Origin of the sequence: Photobacterium aquae, assembly GCF_001029445.1 — a bacterium.
Lineage (GTDB): Bacteria > Pseudomonadota > Gammaproteobacteria > Enterobacterales > Vibrionaceae > Photobacterium > Photobacterium aquae.
Window position 1 is genome coordinate 1 of the sequence record NZ_LDOT01000027.1, and the last position, 19,229, is coordinate 19,229.

The 19,229-nt window shown below is 51.7% G+C and carries 14 protein-coding genes and 1 pseudogene; 6 read left to right on the forward strand and 9 right to left on the reverse strand.

Annotated features, from left to right (window positions below):
- The 9 genes and pseudogenes from ABT56_RS17800 to ABT56_RS17840 all read right to left on the reverse strand — a co-directional run.
- A pseudogene (locus ABT56_RS17800) lies at window positions 1–329 on the reverse strand (transketolase); the annotation flags it as partial.
- 83 nt (window positions 330–412) lie between these two features.
- Window positions 413–1,363, reverse strand: a complete 951-nt coding sequence (gene tal, locus ABT56_RS17805; protein ID WP_047880264.1) for a transaldolase — start codon at window positions 1,361–1,363, stop codon at window positions 413–415.
- A gap of 565 nt (window positions 1,364–1,928) precedes the next feature.
- Entirely contained in the window at window positions 1,929–3,347 is a 1,419-nt protein-coding gene (locus ABT56_RS17810; protein WP_047880265.1) for a YfcC family protein, read from the reverse strand.
- An 85-nt stretch (window positions 3,348–3,432) separates the two neighbouring features.
- On the reverse strand, window positions 3,433–4,497 hold the full coding sequence (locus tag ABT56_RS17815) for an alanine/ornithine racemase family PLP-dependent enzyme (protein WP_047880266.1): 1,065 nt from the start codon (window positions 4,495–4,497) through the stop codon (window positions 3,433–3,435).
- Window positions 4,498–4,747: 250 nt separating this feature from the next.
- The gene (locus ABT56_RS17820) at window positions 4,748–5,671 is read right to left on the reverse strand and encodes a LysR family transcriptional regulator (RefSeq protein WP_047880267.1); all 924 of its coding nucleotides are present in this window, start codon (window positions 5,669–5,671) and stop codon (window positions 4,748–4,750) included.
- 191 nt (window positions 5,672–5,862) lie between these two features.
- Entirely contained in the window at window positions 5,863–8,799 is a 2,937-nt protein-coding gene (locus tag ABT56_RS17825) for an ATP-binding protein (RefSeq protein WP_047880268.1), read from the reverse strand.
- A gap of 307 nt (window positions 8,800–9,106) precedes the next feature.
- Window positions 9,107–10,597 (reverse strand): lactate dehydrogenase, encoded by a 1,491-nt coding sequence (locus tag ABT56_RS17830; protein ID WP_047880269.1) that lies wholly within the window; start codon window positions 10,595–10,597, stop codon window positions 9,107–9,109.
- Between the two features lie 387 nt (window positions 10,598–10,984).
- Window positions 10,985–11,695, reverse strand: coding sequence for a purine-nucleoside phosphorylase (deoD, locus tag ABT56_RS17835; RefSeq protein WP_047880270.1), 711 nt, complete (start codon window positions 11,693–11,695; stop codon window positions 10,985–10,987).
- 475 nt (window positions 11,696–12,170) lie between these two features.
- Window positions 12,171–13,499 carry an amidohydrolase family protein gene (locus ABT56_RS17840; RefSeq protein ID WP_157037894.1) on the reverse strand — a complete coding sequence of 443 codons (1,329 nt, stop codon included), beginning with the start codon at window positions 13,497–13,499 and terminating at the stop codon, window positions 12,171–12,173.
- Between the two features lie 176 nt (window positions 13,500–13,675).
- Here ABT56_RS17840 and ABT56_RS17845 point away from each other — a divergent pair, with 176 nt between their 5' ends.
- The 6 genes from ABT56_RS17845 to ABT56_RS17870 all read left to right on the forward strand — a co-directional run bounded on the left by ABT56_RS17845 (window position 13,676) and on the right by ABT56_RS17870 (window position 19,083).
- Window positions 13,676–14,191 carry an outer membrane beta-barrel protein gene (locus ABT56_RS17845; protein WP_047880272.1) on the forward strand — a complete coding sequence of 172 codons (516 nt, stop codon included), beginning with the start codon at window positions 13,676–13,678 and terminating at the stop codon, window positions 14,189–14,191.
- 143 nt (window positions 14,192–14,334) lie between these two features.
- Window positions 14,335–15,114, forward strand: a complete 780-nt coding sequence (locus ABT56_RS17850; protein ID WP_047880273.1) for a hypothetical protein — start codon at window positions 14,335–14,337, stop codon at window positions 15,112–15,114.
- Window positions 15,115–15,224: 110 nt separating this feature from the next.
- Complete coding sequence (locus ABT56_RS17855) at window positions 15,225–15,431, forward strand: DUF3283 family protein (RefSeq protein ID WP_047880274.1); 207 nt, start codon at window positions 15,225–15,227, stop codon at window positions 15,429–15,431.
- 148 nt (window positions 15,432–15,579) lie between these two features.
- Window positions 15,580–16,308 carry a response regulator gene (locus ABT56_RS17860; RefSeq protein WP_047880275.1) on the forward strand — a complete coding sequence of 243 codons (729 nt, stop codon included), beginning with the start codon at window positions 15,580–15,582 and terminating at the stop codon, window positions 16,306–16,308.
- A gap of 61 nt (window positions 16,309–16,369) precedes the next feature.
- Complete coding sequence (locus ABT56_RS17865) at window positions 16,370–17,815, forward strand: ATP-binding protein (RefSeq protein WP_047880276.1); 1,446 nt, start codon at window positions 16,370–16,372, stop codon at window positions 17,813–17,815.
- A gap of 2 nt (window positions 17,816–17,817) precedes the next feature.
- Entirely contained in the window at window positions 17,818–19,083 is a 1,266-nt protein-coding gene (locus ABT56_RS17870; protein ID WP_084722380.1) for an ABC transporter substrate-binding protein, read from the forward strand.
- Window positions 19,084–19,229 lie beyond the last annotated feature (146 nt).

Sequence of the window (19,229 nt, forward strand, 5' to 3'; positions counted from 1 at the left end):
GTCTCAACACCCGGTGCGTAGCCGTATTCTGGGTGGCCAGGTGTTTTTGAATGCAGCTGGCGGAAGTTCTTCAGATCATCGATAGACAGATCGTAGCCAGTCAGGTGAAGTAGAGAGTAAATCAGCATTGAACCGTGGCCGTTTGACAGCACGAAGCGGTCGCGGTCAGCCCACGCAGGGTTCTGCGGGTTGTGGTTCATGTGGCCGCGCCATAGAACTTCGGCAATGTCAGCCATACCCATAGGGGCACCTGGGTGGCCAGAGTTTGCTTGCTGTACACCGTCCATGCTCAGGGCACGGATTGCATTTGCCAACACTTTACGTTCCATATTCGTTTCCATTCTAGAATTTGTCTTAATCAAAAAAGGAAGAAAGCGGCTTAACGGCCGCTTTCAAAATTAGGTATCGGGAATTATAGACGCTCTGCGATCATCGCTTCTAGTTTGCCCTGATCGATAGCGAAGTTACGGATGCCTTCAGCCAGTTTTTCTACTGCCATTGCATCTTGGTTGTGTTCCCATAGGAATTCAGCGTGAGTCATCGCAGCTGGGCGCTCTTTGATTTCAGTCGCAGCAGTCAGTTTGGCAACCACTTCGCCTTCTGCGGCTTCAAGTTCTGCCAGTAGGGCAGGGGCGATAGTCAGGCGGTCACAACCTGCAAGCTCAAGGATTTCGCCGATGTTACGGAAGCTCGCGCCCATAACAACAGTGTTGTAGCCGTGCTCTTTGTAGTAGTTGTAGATAGTCGATACAGACAGTACGCCTGGATCTTCTTGAGCTTCGAAATCACGGCCTTCTTTGGCTTTGTACCAGTCCATGATGCGGCCAACGAATGGTGAAATCAGGAATACGCCAGCTTCAGCACAAGCACGAGCCTGAGCAAAAGAGAATAGAAGCGTTAGGTTACAGTTGATGCCTTCTTTTTCTAGAACTTCAGCTGCGCGAATACCTTCCCAAGTAGAGGCCAGTTTGATCAGGATGCGATCATTTGTAATGCCGGCATCGTTGTACATTTTGATTAGCTGGCGTGCTTTGGCGATGCTGCCTTCAGTGTCGTAAGAAAGACGAGCATCAACTTCTGTAGAGATACGGCCAGGAATTACGGTTAGGATTTCTTTACCGATGTTAACTGCCAGCATGTCGCAAGTGTCTTGTACTTGCTGTGCCTTGTCATCGCTCTGTGCTTTTGCATAGGCAATTGCTTGGTCGATAAGTGGTGCGTACTCTTCGATTTGTGCAGCTTTCAGGATCAGAGAAGGGTTGGTAGTAGCATCTTCTGGTTGGTATTTTTTGATAGCGTCAATTTCACCAGTGTCAGCAACAACAGTAGTTAGTGCGCGTAGTTGTTCCAATTTAGTGCTCATATCTCTCGACCTTCTCGTGTGGGCATTGTCTCAATGCTAGCTTAAAAGTAGCCAAATAAAGTTACGTCTTCTTAACCTTGTTGTAATAAGCACTCGCTGGATGCTTTGAACAAATGGATTGGCTAAGAACAATTGATATATCGATATTTAGCATTTACCCCTATTTTGTCAAATTGATTTATACCTAAACCGTGCTTCGATCTCATTATTTGATTTTTTAATCGCTGGATGGTGTAAAAATAGCCAGTAAAGACCGTTGTTTTATTCTGATGTTGATTGCTCATCTGTGAGCAAATGATCATTTATGTGATCATTTGCTTGGTTGTGGTGTCTGTTTCAGCGCATCTTTTGCCCAGTCTTGAATCAGTTTGTTTTCATAAGCGAGGGGGGGTCTTTGGCCGGCCCAATCACACGGCTCTGGTAGCCTAGCTATATAAGATAAGCAGTATGCCAGTACAACGGGAGAAGAGGCAGATGAAATGGGTGTAAACGATGTGCGTTAAGCGAAGGGTAAGGTTCCCGCCCGTGATGTGCGGGAACCCAAAGAGTTGAAAGGGAGAGGGCGTTAGCTGTATAGCGCAGCACCAACAGAGAGCACAATGGTATTGAGCACCATGAAGAAGCCAACCAATGGACCGATGAACTTCAGCCAAGTGCCGTATGGAATTTTGGCGATGGCCAGACCACCCATGAGCACACCGTAAGTTGGAGTAATGAACAGGATGGTACCGATACCACTCATAAAGGCGGTTACCACGAGTTCGCGCCCTGTGTTGGCGAAGTCACTCAATGGAGCCAGAATCGGCATGCTCATTACCGCGAGGCCAGAGGTAGACGGCACGATGAAAGAGAGCAGCATCTCAATCCAGTAAACAGTGTTGATAAACAGGATGGAGCTTTTGCCAGCCACCAGTGTCTCAGCATAGCTGAGGATGGTGTCGGTAATGTTGCCTGCTTCCATGATCACCACGATACCGCGCGCCACGCCGACAATCAGGGCCACGCCGATCAGATCGGCAGCACCCGCGACGAAGCTGTTGATCAGATCGTCTTCGCTCAGGCGGCCGACGATACCACATAGGATCCCCATGAAAATGAACAGGGTTGCCATTTCAGCCATCCACCAGCCCTGACTTGATACGCCGTAGATCATGATGGCAAAAGTGAGGATAAACAGGAACAGCACGCATTTTTGCGACAGGGTAAGCGGAGCCAGTTCGCTTGAATCTGCTTTGTTGCCGAGAAAGTGCTGGCGATGCTCGTCGTGCAAATGGGCGATTAATGATGCGCTAGGATCACGTTGGATTTTACGGGCGTAGTGCATTACGTAGGCACAACCGGCAACCAGTGCGACGCCAAGGATGATAAAGCGCAGGTCAATCCCGCTAATGAAATCGACGCTGGCGGCGTTAGACGCAATAACAGTGCCGAACGGGTTGATGGTTGAGCCAAGCGTACCGACACCGGTGCCGACGAAAATGACGGCCACAGCAACCAGTGGATCGAAACGGGCGGTCATGAAAATCGGGATCAGCAGGCCATAGAATGCCAGTGATTCTTCAGCCATGCCATACGAGGTGCCGCCGAGCGCAAACAGGCACATCAGGATGGGGATCATGTATATCTCCCGGCCTTTGAGCAGCACCATAATTCGGGCAATAGCGGTATCAATAGCACCGGTTTTAGTCACTATGCCAAGGAATCCCCCCACCATCAGGACGAACAGGCTGACGTCGATCGCCCCGATGACGCCGGAGATAGGGTCATAAAACCCAGAAATAGGTGCCATCAGTGTTTCGAAAAAACCTTGCGGTGTCGACTCGATAATATGGTACGAGCCGGGTACCGGCACTTCACGGCCGAGTTGCTCATTCATCTCTCGGACGTATTTACCTGCGGGCAGGAGGTAGGTCAGGATCGAGAAGAAGGCAATGAGCACGAAGAGAATGGTAAAGGTATTGGGAAACTTTTTTATCCTAAACATGGTGTTTTCCTTAGCCGCTGGGGCTGGCTATCCGGCGGCAGATGTTGTCGAAACGGTAAGTTGTCGTATTTGCGATAGGCTTGGATCAAATAAAGTGTTTGTTGACGTATTCAGATGTCATGCACTGCAGTACCCCGCTGTATGACAGGTCGAATGTCAGGGTGCTGCCGATTCGGTAATCGGTGTCGCAATCGTCGATATCAACGATCAGGTGATCACTGCTGCCGCCGATGATGATGATCTTACTGTCGCGCGGTGTGAGCTGGTTCGGATCGACATCCTGTTTGCCGATGGCACAAATAGCCCGGCGGCGGATCCCCCGGTCGACAAACTCCGGTTTGTTGCCGAAAGCATCTAGGGCTGTCGAAGCCTCGGGGACCGATGGCTTGCATTTAATCTCGATAATTTCGGTATCGAGGCTGAAGGTATCCTGTCTGGTTCCCGGTACGGGCTCGTCGTTGAGGCCAATGCCCATCAGCAGCGATGCACCCAGACGAAGTTGGTTGATGGCATCTGGCAGTTGGTTGTTGAGCATCAGCCCAAGGCCTGCTGAGCTGGCTCCTGATAGGTAGCGAAGGGTTATCCCATGCTCGGTTTCGATCTCTTGTGCCAGAGATGCTAGACGGCTTTGGTTTTCCGTTGTGGGTTCAACACCGCCGTAGCAGGCAAGGTTTGTTCCCAGCCCAACCAGTTCGATCCCCGGCAGTGCCATTGCCTCGCGGCATAGGGCCAATGTTTCTTCGCGGTAGTAGGCACCTTCGCGGAGATCGCCGAGATCATGCATGGCGATGACTTGGTGGATCGTGTTGTGGCGCAATGCCGCTTCTGACAGGGCCTTGAGTGTCGCGCTTTCGGAGTTGAGAGATATATCGGCGTAGCGCACCACATCGTCGGCTTCGCTAATCGCTGGCAGCCGGAGCAGCAAGGTTTTGGCGTGCAGCGGTTTGAGTTTCTTCAGGTTGTTGATCCGGGAATCGGCCAGTAGCGAAATCCCGCCATCCAATATTGCCTGCCCGATTTGCGGGTAGGCGCAGGCGAGCTTGGTGACGCCAGCCGGGCTAACCCCCGCCTCTTGGCAGGCACTGACCATAGCACGGGTATTGCCGGTAATGGTGGCGAGATGGATGTTGATTCTAGGGTATGTACTCATGGTGCTCTTTCCGTGTTTGGGCAAGCCATGTCCGTTGGCACTGGTTGCCGTTATCTGTTTTGATGGGATAGTGGCGTGTATCGCGGATGGCCTGAATGAGGAACATGGTTGTTATTGAGCACGGATTTGGCGCGGCGTTAAATAAAGGATTCGGAATGCTTACATGGTGAAATTGGCAAGTATTTATGAAGGTTGCAAAATATTCCCCCATCGGTGGGGGAATATGCATGTCACGCTTAACGGGGCTGGGTTAACTCGCGGCAATTTTTCCGCTGGTGTGCTGGTGGGCCGCGATGATGGCCTCGATGAGTTTGGACGCGGCGACTGAATGCTCGTCGTTGTCGCGAATGGTCAGGTGAAAATGGGTCAGGTAGTCGAACTGTGGAGCCGGCAGGCGGACAATGTCTCCTTGCTGCTCCCAGATCCGGGCATAGTGATCGGGTAGGTAGCCGATAAAGTTGCCAGAGAGCAGCAGGTGGGCGGTAGCTTCCATATTGGTGCTGCTGGCGAGGTGCTGGACATCGCGGTTATTGCTCAGAGGCGTGATGCTGTGGGACAAGCCACGATCAACCAGAGCATGGCACTGGAGCGACTCGAGGCTGATCGGGGCGTTGTCCTGCAGAATAGGGTGGTCACAGGCACAGTACAGCGATTGCCTTTCGCTGAATAGGTGAATGTAACGCAGGCCATCTTTTTGTATTTCCGATGACGTGATCCCGAGTTCGACTTTGCCTTCGAGCAGCATCATTTCAATTTGGTAGGAATCCCAAATCCCGGTACTGAAGCTGACTTGTGGGTGGTCGGTACAGAACTGGCGGATGGCTTTTTGTACTTGGCAGGCCTGGTTGGTGGCAAGGTTGTCGATCAGTGCGAGGGTGATGTGGCCGCGGGATACGTTGCGGATAGCATCGATCCGTTCTTCGAAATGCAGGATATTCTGGAACAGCTGCTGGCACAGTGCGTAGACTTTCTCGCCGTCCTGAGTCAGCTTGAAGCCTTTGCGTCCTCGTTGGCACAGCGTCATGCCGAGCCTGACTTCGAGATCATGCATTTTGGTACTGATGGTTGATTGGTGCATGTTCAATTTGAACTGGGCTGCCGAGAACCCGCCGCTTTCGACGATGGTGACAAATAAGTGGAGCAGCTTTAAGTCCAAGTCGTTAATTTTTCGCATCTCTCTGCCTTTAATTATATTTTTGTCAATTTTGACATGTATAACGGGGACGAAAAATGACGAATGGCGGAAATTAGGCTTTTTACTGAGTGGTTTTTCTTGTCTTTTATTGTGAGGGGAGTGCCATTGGGGCAATGCTCGGCACACCTTTGTGTAGGATGCACCGAGCGTGTTTCGTTATTTGATTCGGGTTACTCTGCCGTAGATGTTACGTTGTTTTTGATCTCTGTCACAAGAGCAGTCAATGCACAGGCGGCATTGCTGATTTGGGTTTCTGTCGGGGACTCTCCTTGTTTGACGGTTTTTTCAAGTACGGTAGCTGTCTGATAGAGGAAGTTTGCACAGATACTGCCCGATGCGCCTTTGAGTGAGTGGCTGATCAGCATAGCCTTGTCGATATCATTGTGTGCCAGCGCGTGCTTGAAGCGCTCGATATCGTGCTGGTGTTCATCGCAGAACATATGCAAAAACTGCGCGGCTAGTGCCTCGTCGCCATCCATCATGTCAAGCAGACCGTCAATGTTGACCTGCGACAGTGCCTTTTGCTTGAAAGGGGAGGCGCTGGCTATTGCTGGCGATGGCTCGTCGAGAGTTATCTCGATAACGTCTTCGCCGGCAGATGTTTGTGATGCAGGTGACTGAGCTGTGGCACCGTCTACTTTCTTTGCTGATGGTACCGGCTCGGTAGTTATGATTTTGGGCTCTTCTTGTTGCGTTATTTGTTCCTGCGACGGTATTGGTCGCGGCGTATTTGTTAGTGGTGATTGTTGGTAAAGACGGGTCATCCGCATGATTTTGCTTTTGAATCGAACCAGCGCATCGACGAGTTTGCGCTCGTCGAGCGGTTTTGTGATCACACAGTCAACCCCCGCATTGAGCATATTGCGCTGGGTTTCGGCAAAGACATCAGCGGTACAGGCAAAGATAGGCAATTCTGCTGCGGGTGTGCGGAGTTTACGAATACGCCGTGTAGCTTCGATACCATCCATGACAGGCATATGGTTGTCCATCAGTACCAGATCGAAGGCTTGTTTGTCGATAATCGCCAGTGCTTCGGCCCCGTTTTCGGCAACGGAGGTTTTGAACCCGCGTTGTTTGAGGAAGGTGTCGATGATCATGACATTGAGGTTGTTGTCTTCAACGATAAGTACATGGCAGTTGGCAAAGGCTGCACGGTCAAACTCGATGGTTTCGACAGTGTCGTTGACGTAATTCCCCTCGCGTAGGGCAACAGTCACGGTGAATGTCGAGCCAATGCCTTCAAGGCTTTGAACGTTGATGTCGCCGTGCATCAGTTGGGTGAGCTGCTTGACGATACTCAGCCCAAGACCGGTTCCCCCGAAGCGGCGGCTAGTGGACGCTTCAGCCTGGGCGAAGGGATCGAAAATGAGCATTAGCCGGTCTGTCGGGATGCCGATACCGCTGTCTTTGGTAATGATGGTCAGGGTGTAATTGCCGGAATCATCCGTATCGCTAATCGATAAGGTCACTTCGATCCGGCCGCGCTCGGTAAATTTGATGGCATTGCTGAGTAGGTTGAACAGTATTTGCCGGATCCGGGCCTTGTCGGCGTAGAACCACCGATTACGGTCGAATTTGCAGTGAATGTCAAAACTTAGCCCTTTTTCCTTGGCTAGCGAATGATAGGTGCTTTCTATTGCGCCTACCAAATCGGCAAAGCAGAAGTGAGTCGGGTCAAGCTTGAGCTGGCCTTGTTCGATCTTTGAAAAATCGAGGATGTCATTGAGCAGCGACATCATGTGCTTGCCTGAATCCATCAAGGTGGTGAGGTGCTGCTGTTGTTTGTTGTCGAGTTCGGTTTTGAGTAGAAGCTGGGATAAACCGAGCATCCCGTTCATCGGGGTGCGAATTTCATGGGACAAGTTGGCCAAGAAGGCGGATTTTGCACGGTCCGCGGCTTCTGCTTTGTTGAGTGCCTGATTGAGGCGCTGGGTATCGTAGGCGATCTTGTCAGCGCCTTGGTTCAGGGCATCATTGAGAACCTGAAATTCATGTGGCCCTTGGAAATTCTCATTGCGTTTGAAGTTGCCCAGTTTGAACTGGGCGGCAAAGCGTGACAGCTTGGCCAGGGGGCTGGTCAAACGGCGTGACAGTACCAGAGAGAGCGCACAGACCACGGCGGCGGTGAGCCCCAGAACCAGCAGGAAATAGTGCTGCAGGTATTCAATCGTGGCTGTTAGGGCATGCTTGGGCGTCAGGATGGCCAGTTGCCACTGGGGCATATCCGGATGGTGGTTGGTAAGCGGCACGATAGTGGCGACGATTTGGTTGGCGTTGCTGTCTTCGAAGTGGAGCAGAGCATCATCGGTGATATTTTGTTGCAACTGGCGGTAGAACGCTTGGAATGTTTGGAAAATCGGTTGCGGTTGGCCTTGGTGTCGCCCTGCCAAAATAACCTGTGTCTGTTGGTTGATTAGCATGATGTAGTCGGAACTGCCGATTTGCTCGCCCAGGAAGGTAAGTTGGCTGTTGAGCTCATTGAGCTGATAGCGAATAAGTAGGTAATGTTCGTGGGTATCGGTAATGCGATGCTCATGGGCCACCCGGGTAATCATGTAGATGTGGGCTTGATTACCGTGGTATTGGGGCTGGGAGGATAGCACCAACTTCTGCTGGTCTGTCAGCATCGAGAGCTGCTGGCGAATTTGGGTGAATCCGGCCTGCGCTAACAGGCTGGGTAGCTGACGGCTTGCCTCGGGAAAGGCGGTATCATCATTGGAACTTGCCACGATTTGGAACACTGGATTTACAGAATTCGTTGTGTCCAGTTTGAGTAGGTCAATTTGTGCAAACCCTGGGTCAACGGCTACCAGTTCTCGGAGGTAACGGGTGATCAGCTCGGAGCCATCCGCATGGAGGGTGGGGGCAAGTTCGAAAACCGGCGATTTTGCCAGTTTTTCAATGCTGAGAAAGCGCTGGGTGAGGATATCATCAAGATTATGCGCTGCAAGCTCTGCTCTAGCGGTCAGTCCCTTTGCGATTTGTGCCGTGGCGACATCCGTGAGCTTATTGCTACTTAGCCAGGTAAACAATAATGCTGGCGCAATGCCGATAAATAACATGCTGCCAAGCAGGATGGGTTTTATTCGATGTGGAAAAAATCTCAAGAAAATACTCCCAAAGTCCGTTTGAGCCCTACAGGCCAGCACGCCTTGCTGGGTAACAATGTGCTTTTGCGGGGGAGGGGCAATATAACCGAAAACCGCCTATCCCATTTGCAGCTGCACGTTGCCGAGGGTAATAGCCATTTTGGTATAAGATGCAAGGGGTATCAATGGTAGGTATAGGCAGAGAGGGAGAAATTCGATCTCCCTATCATAAAAAAGCCGCACTCTCAGCGAGTGCATGATGCAATGAGAATGGGGTGAATGCGTTTCAAAGCACGGCGTTGTTATGTGTAGCGTCGTGTGGTGTTCAGCTCAGTAACTGCTCTAGGGTCAGAGGGGCATTGACCAGTCCGATCTGCTGGGCAGGAGTCAGGCCATTTTTTTCCTGATGGCACAAATTGTGCCAAGCCCGGTAAATATCCAGCAGCGGCATCAGTCCTCCTGGGCGTAGTTTGCGCCTAGGCTCATTGACTAGCTGGCTGAACTGGTCATGAAAACGCTGCTGGTAGCGGCGCACGGTATCGTGACTGGCGTGCTCAAGCCATTTTGTCTCATTGCCTTTTTCGCCGCCCAAATGGCAGATCCCCTTGCTTAACTCACCATCGCGGGTAAACGCCCAGCGATCGCGCCACCATCCCATCATCACGATATCGACTTTGTTGGCCGGCTGCCCATGCTGCCAGCCAGCATCGGCTTCGACATAAACCGGATGCAGGGTACGTGCCTTGATGCGATCGGTGAAAATCGAGATGCAGGCCGAACGCAACAGCGGTTCCTGCGGCATAAAGATCGACAGGGTCTCATTGTCGGTCAGCATTTCCCGCAGATACAGGTAGTGGGCATACACGGTATATTGCGGGCGGATCAGGCAGCCTTTGGCCGGGTAGTTGATTCGCGGCAGGCTGGTGAGTGGGTTTTCGAGGTTGGGCCGCGACATCACAGCACGGTAAGTGCCGTCGATACGGGCCAGCAGCCCCTGTGGTTGGCTGGGTGGCACCTCGATGATTTGAGCCGGTGGATGAGCCATAAACCGGGTACCGGTCTGGTAAGGATCATGCTGCTCGCTGAGGGTTTCGGCGTCGGATGACTGATAGTTGGTATCTTGCGCCAGCACATAGCCCGAAAAAGCCTCGCAACTGGCAATCCAGTTTACCCCGTTTTCGCTTTGGGGCTGAAGAACGCGGATGTTGGAAGCCAGAGACAGCTGTTTGCTGTGTTTGCACAGACGAGCATCGAACATCGCCAGCTGGCGACGGCAACGGCTGGCAATATGTGATAGCTGATCGTAGAACGACTTGGGGTTCATCTTCAGGCGGCGGCAGATATCACGTACCGAGTAACCGGTGAACAGCATCGCCAATAACTTTTGCTGTAGGGTATTTTTGGTGTTGAAGCCTGACCAGCGGTCGACAAATGTCGTCTGGCATGATTTGCAACGATAGCGCTGCCTGTCGCCGCTAAAGCCAAAGGCATGGTAGTGCTGGCGATGGGTAAGCACCGGCAATGTGATATTTTCGCAATCAGGATTAGTGCATGCCGGCAGGCCGCATGTCTGTTGTTGCCGGAGGCGGCGAACTTCCTGCATTACGTCTTGGTTGTTGATCAACGGGGGAAATGCCCCGCATTCGCGGCAGACCAATAGCGGTTTGTTCGGGTTGTTACGCTGAAGAACGTAATGGTTGGGATCGGTTGACCCAAAATTAACACAGCCTACTGTTTTGCAGTGGTTTAATTGCTGGTTGTTGGCGGCTTCAGGCAATAAGGATACGTCATTGTCTGTTCGGTCTGTATTTATCATATCAGCCTAACCTTAATCCGTGGTGTGAAGCAAAAGAATGCGCGCGAGTAGAGGGGGCTGGCCTGTACGAGAGGGTGGTATAGGGAGGTAGATTGTCCGCCCCCCTATACCATTAGCGCTGCACATGCTAATTCGGGTTTGTTTACTGGGCATGCGAGCATGACCAATCAAATTGTGTAAGACGCCACATTTTACATAATATTGAGCCGTAAACAGTCATTGAAATAGCGTTATACAGACTAATTGTCCGTCATACCAATATTGGTGTGAATATTGGTATGACGCCCGGTCGGGTGACGAGCTCCGGGGGAAAAAGGTGGCCGATGCATCGGGGGGCATCGACCACCGTAGTGCTCTTTGATAGCAGCGAACGTGATGGTTCAGCGCTTATAGCTTAATTGCTGTTTCCAGAGCTACGTCCATCATCTGGCCGAATGATTTCTGGCGATCTTCTGCGCTAAGCTTCTCGCCGCGCTTGATGTGGTCAGAAACAGTCAGGATAGTCAGTGCTTTGGCACCCAGCTCAGCGGCAACACCGTAGATACCCGCAGCTTCCATATCCACGCCAAGAATACCTAGCTTTTCCATCTTGTCGAACAGGTCAGCTTCTGGGCTGTAGAATAGGTCTGCAGAGAAAACGTTACCAACACGGACCGGTACGTTTTGGGCACGGGCTTCGCCAACGGCCGTTTCTAGTAGGCCGAAATCAGCAATCGCAGCGAAATCATGGTCGCTAAAGCGAATACGGTTGACTTTAGAATCGGTAGACGCACCCATACCGATGATCACATCCATCAGTTTTACGTCATCGTGAACGGCGCCGCAGCTACCGATACGGATGATGTTCTTCACACCGAAGTCTTTGATTAGCTCGTGGACATAGATTGAGCATGATGGGATGCCCATGCCATGACCCATGACTGAAACCGGCTTGCCTTTGTAAGTGCCAGTGTAACCGAACATATTGCGTACATCACAAACCAGCTTAACGTCGTCAAGGTAGGTTTCGGCGATGAATTTTGCGCGTAGCGGGTCGCCTGGCATCAGGACTGTTTGTGCAAAATCACCGAGTTCAGCATTGATGTGTGGGGTAGCCATAGTTCACTCCAGTTTCGTTCTGTTTGTTGTCGGCAGCATGTTGTAATGTCCATCGTTTACCTGAGGTAGATGGTTTGCCCACTCACATTCGTCTTCCCGGTATTGCTGTTCGGGGAAGCCGTGGTGGAGCTTGAATGACCGGAAGTCATTGCTGCCTTGGTGATAAGAAGTGTAAGCAAGGGGAGGCTTTTGTCTTGAGATCTCACTCACATTTTCCCGACCACTTATAGAAAAATAGCCCAGTGATTACCTCACCTGTTGAAAAGGGGAAGGTGATCGTTTGCGTGATAGGTGTTTTTCTAAAAAAGAAATATGCGATTTCCTTATTATTTGTCCTTTTATTTCATGTATTTATTTTGTTTTTGTGATGTTTTTTTCAAAATGAATCGCTATGCAAGAAAATTTGTTTTGATGTGATATTGAAATGGATTTCATTGTGCCAAGTGGCTGAGATGGGGCAGATTTGCCACATGGCTCATGGAGTGCTAGCGGGAGGACGGTGAAAGATGGTTCTGCCATTCTTGATGGTTTCCTGTATTTGGATTTCTCGTAGTTTCCCCGGAGGTACAGAGAGTGGGTTGCCTGAGAGGATCACGGCATCGGCCACTTTGCCCGGTGTCAGGGTACCTTTGCGGTCCTCCTCAAATATCATGTAGGCCGGCTCTATGGTCATGGATCGCAGGGCTTGAGCGGGTGTCGTGCGAAGCTGGCTGCCAAGGATTTCGTTTTGCTGGGTATGGCGGGTGACCGCGCTCCAGAGAATGAACAGGGTATCAGGGGGGTGGGTTAGCTGGTGGCAAAGGTTACTGGCGGTAACCTCTTCTTGGAGCGCGACGGGCACCGGGCTTTGTCCGTCGGCGCGTGATTTGCCCAGCAGGCGGATGTCCGTTTTTCCTTCTTGGTAAATATTGCTGGTATCAAAACAGGCGACTACCCCCAGCTTTCGGTATTGTGAGAGCTGATTGATTCGCATAAACCGCGACAACACAATGGTATGGCGCTTGTCTTGGCCTGCGTTGATTTTCAATTCATAGGCTGCCTGAATGAATGCATCGATGGCGGCATCGCCGCTGGCCTCGACGAAGACCTGTAAGTCTTTACTGACGGCATCGCGGTATTGGCTGAGAAACGTCCTGAATGGGACTAAGGGCTCTCCCTTCCAGCCGGTGTAGGGCAAAGAGGAGAGATCGTTATAGCTATAGGCCATCCAGGCACCAAATTTTGACAGCGGGTTGTCGAGGCGAAATTGCACGCCGGTGATTTTAAGGTGCTGTTGGTATTTGCCGATATCGTCGCCGTGATCTTCAAGTATTTGTTGGATCTCCGGGTATACAGGGATGACAACCACATCGATAAGAAGTGGCCGGCGCTCGGCGTGAGACTGCAAGTTAGCGATGGATTCGGCGCTGAGACCGTTGCCGATCAAGGTCGTAATGCCCTGTCTGGCATAACTGGCAAGAACGTCTTCCAATGTGGACTGTGGGTTGAGCAAATCAGTAAATTGGCCATTGGCAGCGATAAAACCGGGAACCATGGTATTGCCGTTGAGATCGATGATTTGGGTGTTGTCCCCTTGGTGGCGCATCACCCCGCTCTGGCTGCCGATGGCCTGTACACGGCCATCGCGAAACGAGATGGCACTGACGCTATCTGTGCCTTTGGCCATAGTCAGGATAGTGCCGTTGATATAAATGCTATCGGCATCGGGTGTGGGATCTTGCCCGCAACCTGCAAGAATGACCATCGCCAGCCCAAGCAAAGCAAAGAGCATGGGAATGGAAATGGAATAAGGCCCCTGTCGCACAGTGTCTGCCTCCTCGTCACCAATGACCTATCTGTTAATAGGGCACGCACTTAAGCATAGACTGATTCCGGCCACGGGGGCGCCTCAGCCTCCAGGGCTGAACATTGGTAATTTTTTGTGTTTAGAGCTAACCATAAACAAGAGGACGTTGTTCATAATGGCAAGAGGGGAAAGTGATGAAGCGAGTTGTAATGGCAATACTCATGCTGGTTGCCGCAGGCAGTGCCAGTGCTGATCTTTTGGGGATATCAGTTGGGGCAACGGCTGGGGGAACACGGGTAGAGTATGACGGGCAGAACGATAACGGTTTTGAATACGGCGTGAACGCGGGCTATCACTTTTCTGATTTTCTCAGTGTGAATGCCGGAGTGGTGTTGGGAAGTGTTGATGTCGATGCAAATGGTTTTGCCGCGACCAACGAGGTTGACTACACCTCGTTTCCGATCACCCTGCGCGGGGATATTCCGTTGCTGATCGGGAACCTCTACGCCAAGGCCGGAACCAATTATTACGATTACGATGTCGAGCGCCCTGGGTTCAAAGACAGCGAAACGGGGTGGGGCTTTGCTGGTGGAGCCGGTTTCGTGTTTACCCTGCTGCCGTTTATCGATCTCTCGTTGGGCTATGAATACCGCGATATGGGAGAAGTGACCAATAACTCAGTCATGTTTGGTATCGGTGCCAGTTTGTAGTGTGTAGCGGGAAAATGCCCACTAGACATAAATAAGTGGGAAATAGCGTGCCTCGGTTGCGAAATCAGAGAGGGATCAAGGTTGTGTGTGGTCAGATTATATACACTGTACCTGCCCATTTCAGATCAAGCATGAGGTAACCTATGACAAACTTTGCACACTATCAGTTAACAGTGTCACAGGTGAATCGGGTAATGCTGCAGGAGATAGCAACCCCGTGGCAGGTACGCTATGACCCGACGTCGACCACTACCGGCATGCAGGCCCTTATGCTGGTTTCTCCCCGTGGAACGATATGCCAGCGGCTTACCCTTCCTGCAGAGTATGCCCAACAGCATTGGCCCGATCAGGCATCGGTCAGTGCCATCGTGGTTGATTATTTGGTGCGTGGCGTCTCGCGGGTTGCCCCCCTTCGACAAAGTGCCTTTCGCAATAACTTTTCCCAATGGCTGGAAAGTGGTTTGCAGCAGTTGCAGGCCATCAGCACCTCTATTGATTACCTGCTCGAGATGATGCGCAATACCGAATACCCTTTCCCTAGCCAAGTGAATATTGAAGGTCGCTACTTGCCATGCTGGGCTTGGGGGGAAGAGGGCGGCGAGACTTTGGTGAGTGTGATCGACCGTCGAACCGGTCAGTTTGGCCAGATCCGCAAAGTAAATGCCGAGCAGATGATCGACCGGGAGAAGTGGCTTGGCGCACAGGTTATCGATTCGGTTGAGGAGTCATTGGAGACGGTACATTACTATGTGGACGAATTGATCGAGAGTCAGCGTCAGCCTGTCAGGTTGGATGAACCGAGTCTGGGCGATGTGCTCCGCAATCCCTGTGCCGCCAATTTGAGTTCGACCTTTAGTGTGGCGCTAACCTTGGCTGTGGTCGCCGGGTTCTTCATTGCCTTCAAATGGCTGCTGGGTTTCTGATCGTTTGGGTTGCCGAACAGCGATCCTTGGCGTTTTATTTTGATATTTAAAGTTTTCGATTATTTCGTTAGAATCGCGGTGCAATCAATGAGCGCATTGGGATCGGATATATGCACAATTTAACCCTGTTGTCAGACGCGGAAAAGAACCGTATCGAGCTGGATAAGCAGGCCGCCTATGCGGTATGGCAAGTTAAGAATGCCAAGAAGGGCTATGAGGTTTTTGCCGAGATTGGCGGCAATATCGACGATGACGACGAGCGCGAATTTTTTGAACGTGCCGTCACCAAATATAAAAATAAAATGGCTGTAGCCTGATTGATCCGGGCTATTTCATGGCAATCAGGCGCGTTATGCGCCTTTTTTGATCGGATACAGTCTATTGAAACCGTTTGGGCGGTGAATGAATGTGGTCTGTAGTTGTCGGTTTCAATCGCATAGCGCCGAGAAGTGGAAGGATAAGTGAATGAGTACAAGCAAGCGTGTTCTTGTGGTTGATGATGATCAGGAAATTCGCGAGTTGCTCGATGAATACCTGACGAAAGCCGGGTTTAGCGTGACAACGGCCGCCGAGGGCGAAGAGATGAAGCGCCGTCTGGCGATGGGCTACCCGGATTTGATACTGCTTGACGTGATGATGCCGGGCGATGATGGCTTCACCCTGTGCCAGTATATCCGCAAGACCTCTGATGTACCGATTATTATGCTGACCGCTGTCTCGGACGAAATGGATCAGATCATCGGCTTGGAGCTTGGTGCTGATGATTATATCGCCAAGCCGTTTAGCCCTCGTCAGTTGATGGCTCGTATCAAGGCGCTATTGCGTCGGGTCAAGCCGACCGAGGCTCAGCAGGTGCCGTCTGCCCCTAAGTTTATTCGTTTTGCCAACTGGCGGTTAGATACGGCAGCGATGCGTTTGAAGGATGTGGACAAAGACAAGGATTATGAACTCAGCGGCGGTGATTTTGCCCTGCTGATGCTGTTTCTGACCCGTCCGAATGAAGTGCTTGATCGCGATACCATTTCGTTTGCGACCCGCGGCAAGGAGGCGACGCCTTCAGCGCGCAATATCGACGTTCAGTTGAGTCGCTTGCGCCAGCGTTTGGGTGACAAGGGAACCCAGCAGCGGTTGATAAAAACGATTCGCGGCAATGGCTACTCGTTCAATGCCGAAGTCATCTACGAAGACGAATAACAGGCAATAGGGATGTCAGCCTGATCCTGTCAGGGGCGGCCTCTCCCTGTCAGGATGCAATATGAATATGAAAAAATGGTGGCCGACCTCCTTGCTGGCCCGTACCCTCTGGCTAACCCTGTTGGCGGTATTCTTGGCGCAGGTCATCGCGACCAGTATTTGGTATGGCCAGTCCAAACAGCGGGATCTGGCAGGGTTGGAGTCCGCCTCGGCCAGTATGGCCAATATGTTTGCTTCGACCGTGACGTTCTTCCAATCGTTGCCGCTTGAGTATCGCCATATTGTGTTGGACCAGCTTCGTAATATGGGCGGTACCCGGTTTTTCGTCTCTTTCAATGAGGAAGAGATCAGGATTGATGCCATTCCCAGTACCCTGATGAAAGATCGTGCGGTACAAGTCTTTCAGGATGTGCTTCACGAAAAGCTCCCTAGCCTTGATGTTATCCGCGTTGATTTTTCCCGCCCCGAAACACTCCATGTCCTGAAAAACGATATTCTATTAAGTGATCTGCCACGTTCATGGGCGCACTATACCTTGAGCTTGGAGCCGCTGAACCCGCCGATATTGGTGGTGCAGCTTGAGCTGGCCGAAAACGAGTGGCTTTATATTGCCGCATTGCTGCCCGCGCCTTATGTCACCTTGGATGACGAGATCATCACCAGCGAGCAGATGTTGTTCATGGTGTCTATTACGGCGTTACTGCTGCTGTTTACCTATTTCATGATCCGGCGCCAGACCCGTCCGCTCAGAAGATTGGCCAGAGCGGCCGATGCCATGAGTATGGATATCTACCAGCCGCCGCTAAAAGAAGAGGGCGCCAGTGAGCTGGTGACAGCCACACGCGCCTTTAACCGGATGCAGTTGCGCGTGCAACGCTACATTGATGATCGCGAGCAGTTGTTCTCGTCGATCTCCCACGATTTGAAAACCCCGATCACCCGTCTGCGGTTGCGTGCCGAACTGATCGACGACGAAGCCAAGGTAGAGAAGTTCAACCGTGATTTGGACGAACTTGAAATGATGGTCAAAGGGGCGCTTCAGACGGTAAAAGATACCGATCTGCATGAAAATCTGTCTGAAGTGGATATGAACGAGCTTTTGCAAAGTATTGCCGAGCGCCACAATCGCCACAGTACCAAGGTTGCCTTGCCGCAATTGAGCTTGGCGCCTCTGATGGGCAAGCCATTGGCGTTGAAGCGCTGTTTCAGTAATTTGATTGATAACGGCGTGAAGTACGGCGATGAGGTGAAGGTGATTGTCGCGGATGAGAAGGCCTCTTTGATTGTGATCATCAAGGATCAGGGGGCGGGGATCCCTGAGAAATCCCTTGAAGCGGTGTTTGAACCCTATGTGCGATTGGCAAAAGATGATGAAGGTCACGGATTGGGAATGGGGATTGCGCGCAATATCATTCGTGCCCACGGGGGTGATATTGCCATCCACAATGCAGTGGATGGCGGGCTTGAGGTGAAAGTATTTATCCCTCGCTTACTGGACGTGAAATAAACATGGCAAGAACAACATCACAATGGCGAACTTGGGGCTGTGCTCTGTTAGTGGCCGGCTGTGCCTCTTTTTCGGTCACGGCGGCAGATGTGGAAGTGCTGCACTGGTGGACCTCCGGCGGTGAGGTGAAATCGGTTGAGCTGCTCAAGAAGCAAATGGCCGCCAAGGGGTATCACTGGAAGGATTTCGCGATTGCCGGCGGGGGCGGTGAAAGCGCCATGACGGTGCTAAAGACCCGGGCCGTTTCCGGTAATCCGCCGTCAGCGGCACAGATCAAAGGCCACGAAATTCAAGAGTGGGGACGGCTGGGCTTTCTGACGGATTTGGACAACGTGGCCGATGATGAGCATTGGAGTGTGATTTTGCCACCCGTGGTCAGGCAGTTGATGCAGTACAACGGTAATTATGTTGCCGTTCCTGTCAATATCCACCGGGTCAATTGGCTGTGGGTCAACCCGCAGGTGATGAAGAGGGCTGGGGTTGATGTACCACAGACCTTGGATGAGTTTTTTGCGGCTGCGGATAAAATTAAACAGGCGGGTTTTATCCCGTTGGCCCACGGCGGACAACCTTGGCAGAATGTGACCTTGTTCGAGGCAGTCGCCTTGGCGGTACTCGGCCCGCAGGATTATCGCCGTGCTTTTGTCGGCCTTGATATGGATGTGCTTTCCGGCCCTAAAATGGTAGACGTTTTTACCCAGTTCCGCCGATTCCGTGACTATGTGGATCCCAACTATCGCGGCCGTACCTGGAACGAGGCCACCGCATTGGTGAGTCAGGGCCGAGCGGCGATGCAGATCATGGGCGATTGGGCAAAAGGGGAATTTGCGGCAGACGGCAAGGTGGCAGGGATCGATTACCTGTGTGTTGCCGCACCGGGTACCCGAGATTTGTTTACCTACAATATCGATAGTTTTGCGTTCTTCAAGCAGGCAAAACCAGAAGGGCGTGCGGCGCAGGAGGATCTGGCCCGTGCAATACTGAATCCTGATTTTCAGGCGGAGTTTAACCAGCACAAAGGCTCGATCCCGGTGCGTATGGACATGGACATGGGGCGGTTTGATCAGTGTGCCCAGGCCTCTATGGCAGCATTCAAGCAGTCGTTGACACATGGCGGGCTGGTGCCGAGCGTATCGCAGGGGCTGGCAACGACCAGCTATGTTCAGGCGGCTGTTTTGGATATCGTGAGTGACTATTTTAATGATACGCCGGTGGATCCGCATCTTGCTGCGGACCGTCTTGCTCGGGCAGTCAAAGCGGCGATGTAAGTCGGTATCTAATAAGTACAGGCGAAACACCATTCGCCTTCTGTGAGTGGGTAGCGCTTGTTTTGAATTCGGCCGCTGAGATAACTTGGGTATATACTTAACTTATTGGTTTAGATGGGCTGTTTAACATCTTGGCTGGCATGGCT

What these genes read in the sequence shown, in the direction of transcription:
- tal (WP_047880264.1), bottom strand. Translation starts at nt 1,363, where the DNA reads ATGAGCACTAAATTGGAACAACTACGCGCACTAACTACTGTTGTTGCT.
- ABT56_RS17810 (WP_047880265.1), bottom strand. Translation starts at nt 3,347, where the DNA reads ATGTTTAGGATAAAAAAGTTTCCCAATACCTTTACCATTCTCTTCGTG.
- ABT56_RS17815 (WP_047880266.1), bottom strand. Translation starts at nt 4,497, where the DNA reads ATGAGTACATACCCTAGAATCAACATCCATCTCGCCACCATTACCGGC.
- ABT56_RS17820 (WP_047880267.1), bottom strand. Translation starts at nt 5,671, where the DNA reads ATGCGAAAAATTAACGACTTGGACTTAAAGCTGCTCCACTTATTTGTC.
- ABT56_RS17830 (WP_047880269.1), bottom strand. Translation starts at nt 10,597, where the DNA reads ATGATAAATACAGACCGAACAGACAATGACGTATCCTTATTGCCTGAA.
- deoD (WP_047880270.1), bottom strand. Translation starts at nt 11,695, where the DNA reads ATGGCTACCCCACACATCAATGCTGAACTCGGTGATTTTGCACAAACA.
- ABT56_RS17845 (WP_047880272.1), top strand. Translation starts at nt 13,676, where the DNA reads ATGAAGCGAGTTGTAATGGCAATACTCATGCTGGTTGCCGCAGGCAGT.
- ABT56_RS17850 (WP_047880273.1), top strand. Translation starts at nt 14,335, where the DNA reads ATGACAAACTTTGCACACTATCAGTTAACAGTGTCACAGGTGAATCGG.
- ABT56_RS17855 (WP_047880274.1), top strand. Translation starts at nt 15,225, where the DNA reads ATGCACAATTTAACCCTGTTGTCAGACGCGGAAAAGAACCGTATCGAG.
- ABT56_RS17860 (WP_047880275.1), top strand. Translation starts at nt 15,580, where the DNA reads ATGAGTACAAGCAAGCGTGTTCTTGTGGTTGATGATGATCAGGAAATT.
- ABT56_RS17865 (WP_047880276.1), top strand. Translation starts at nt 16,370, where the DNA reads ATGAATATGAAAAAATGGTGGCCGACCTCCTTGCTGGCCCGTACCCTC.
- ABT56_RS17870 (WP_084722380.1), top strand. Translation starts at nt 17,818, where the DNA reads ATGGCAAGAACAACATCACAATGGCGAACTTGGGGCTGTGCTCTGTTA.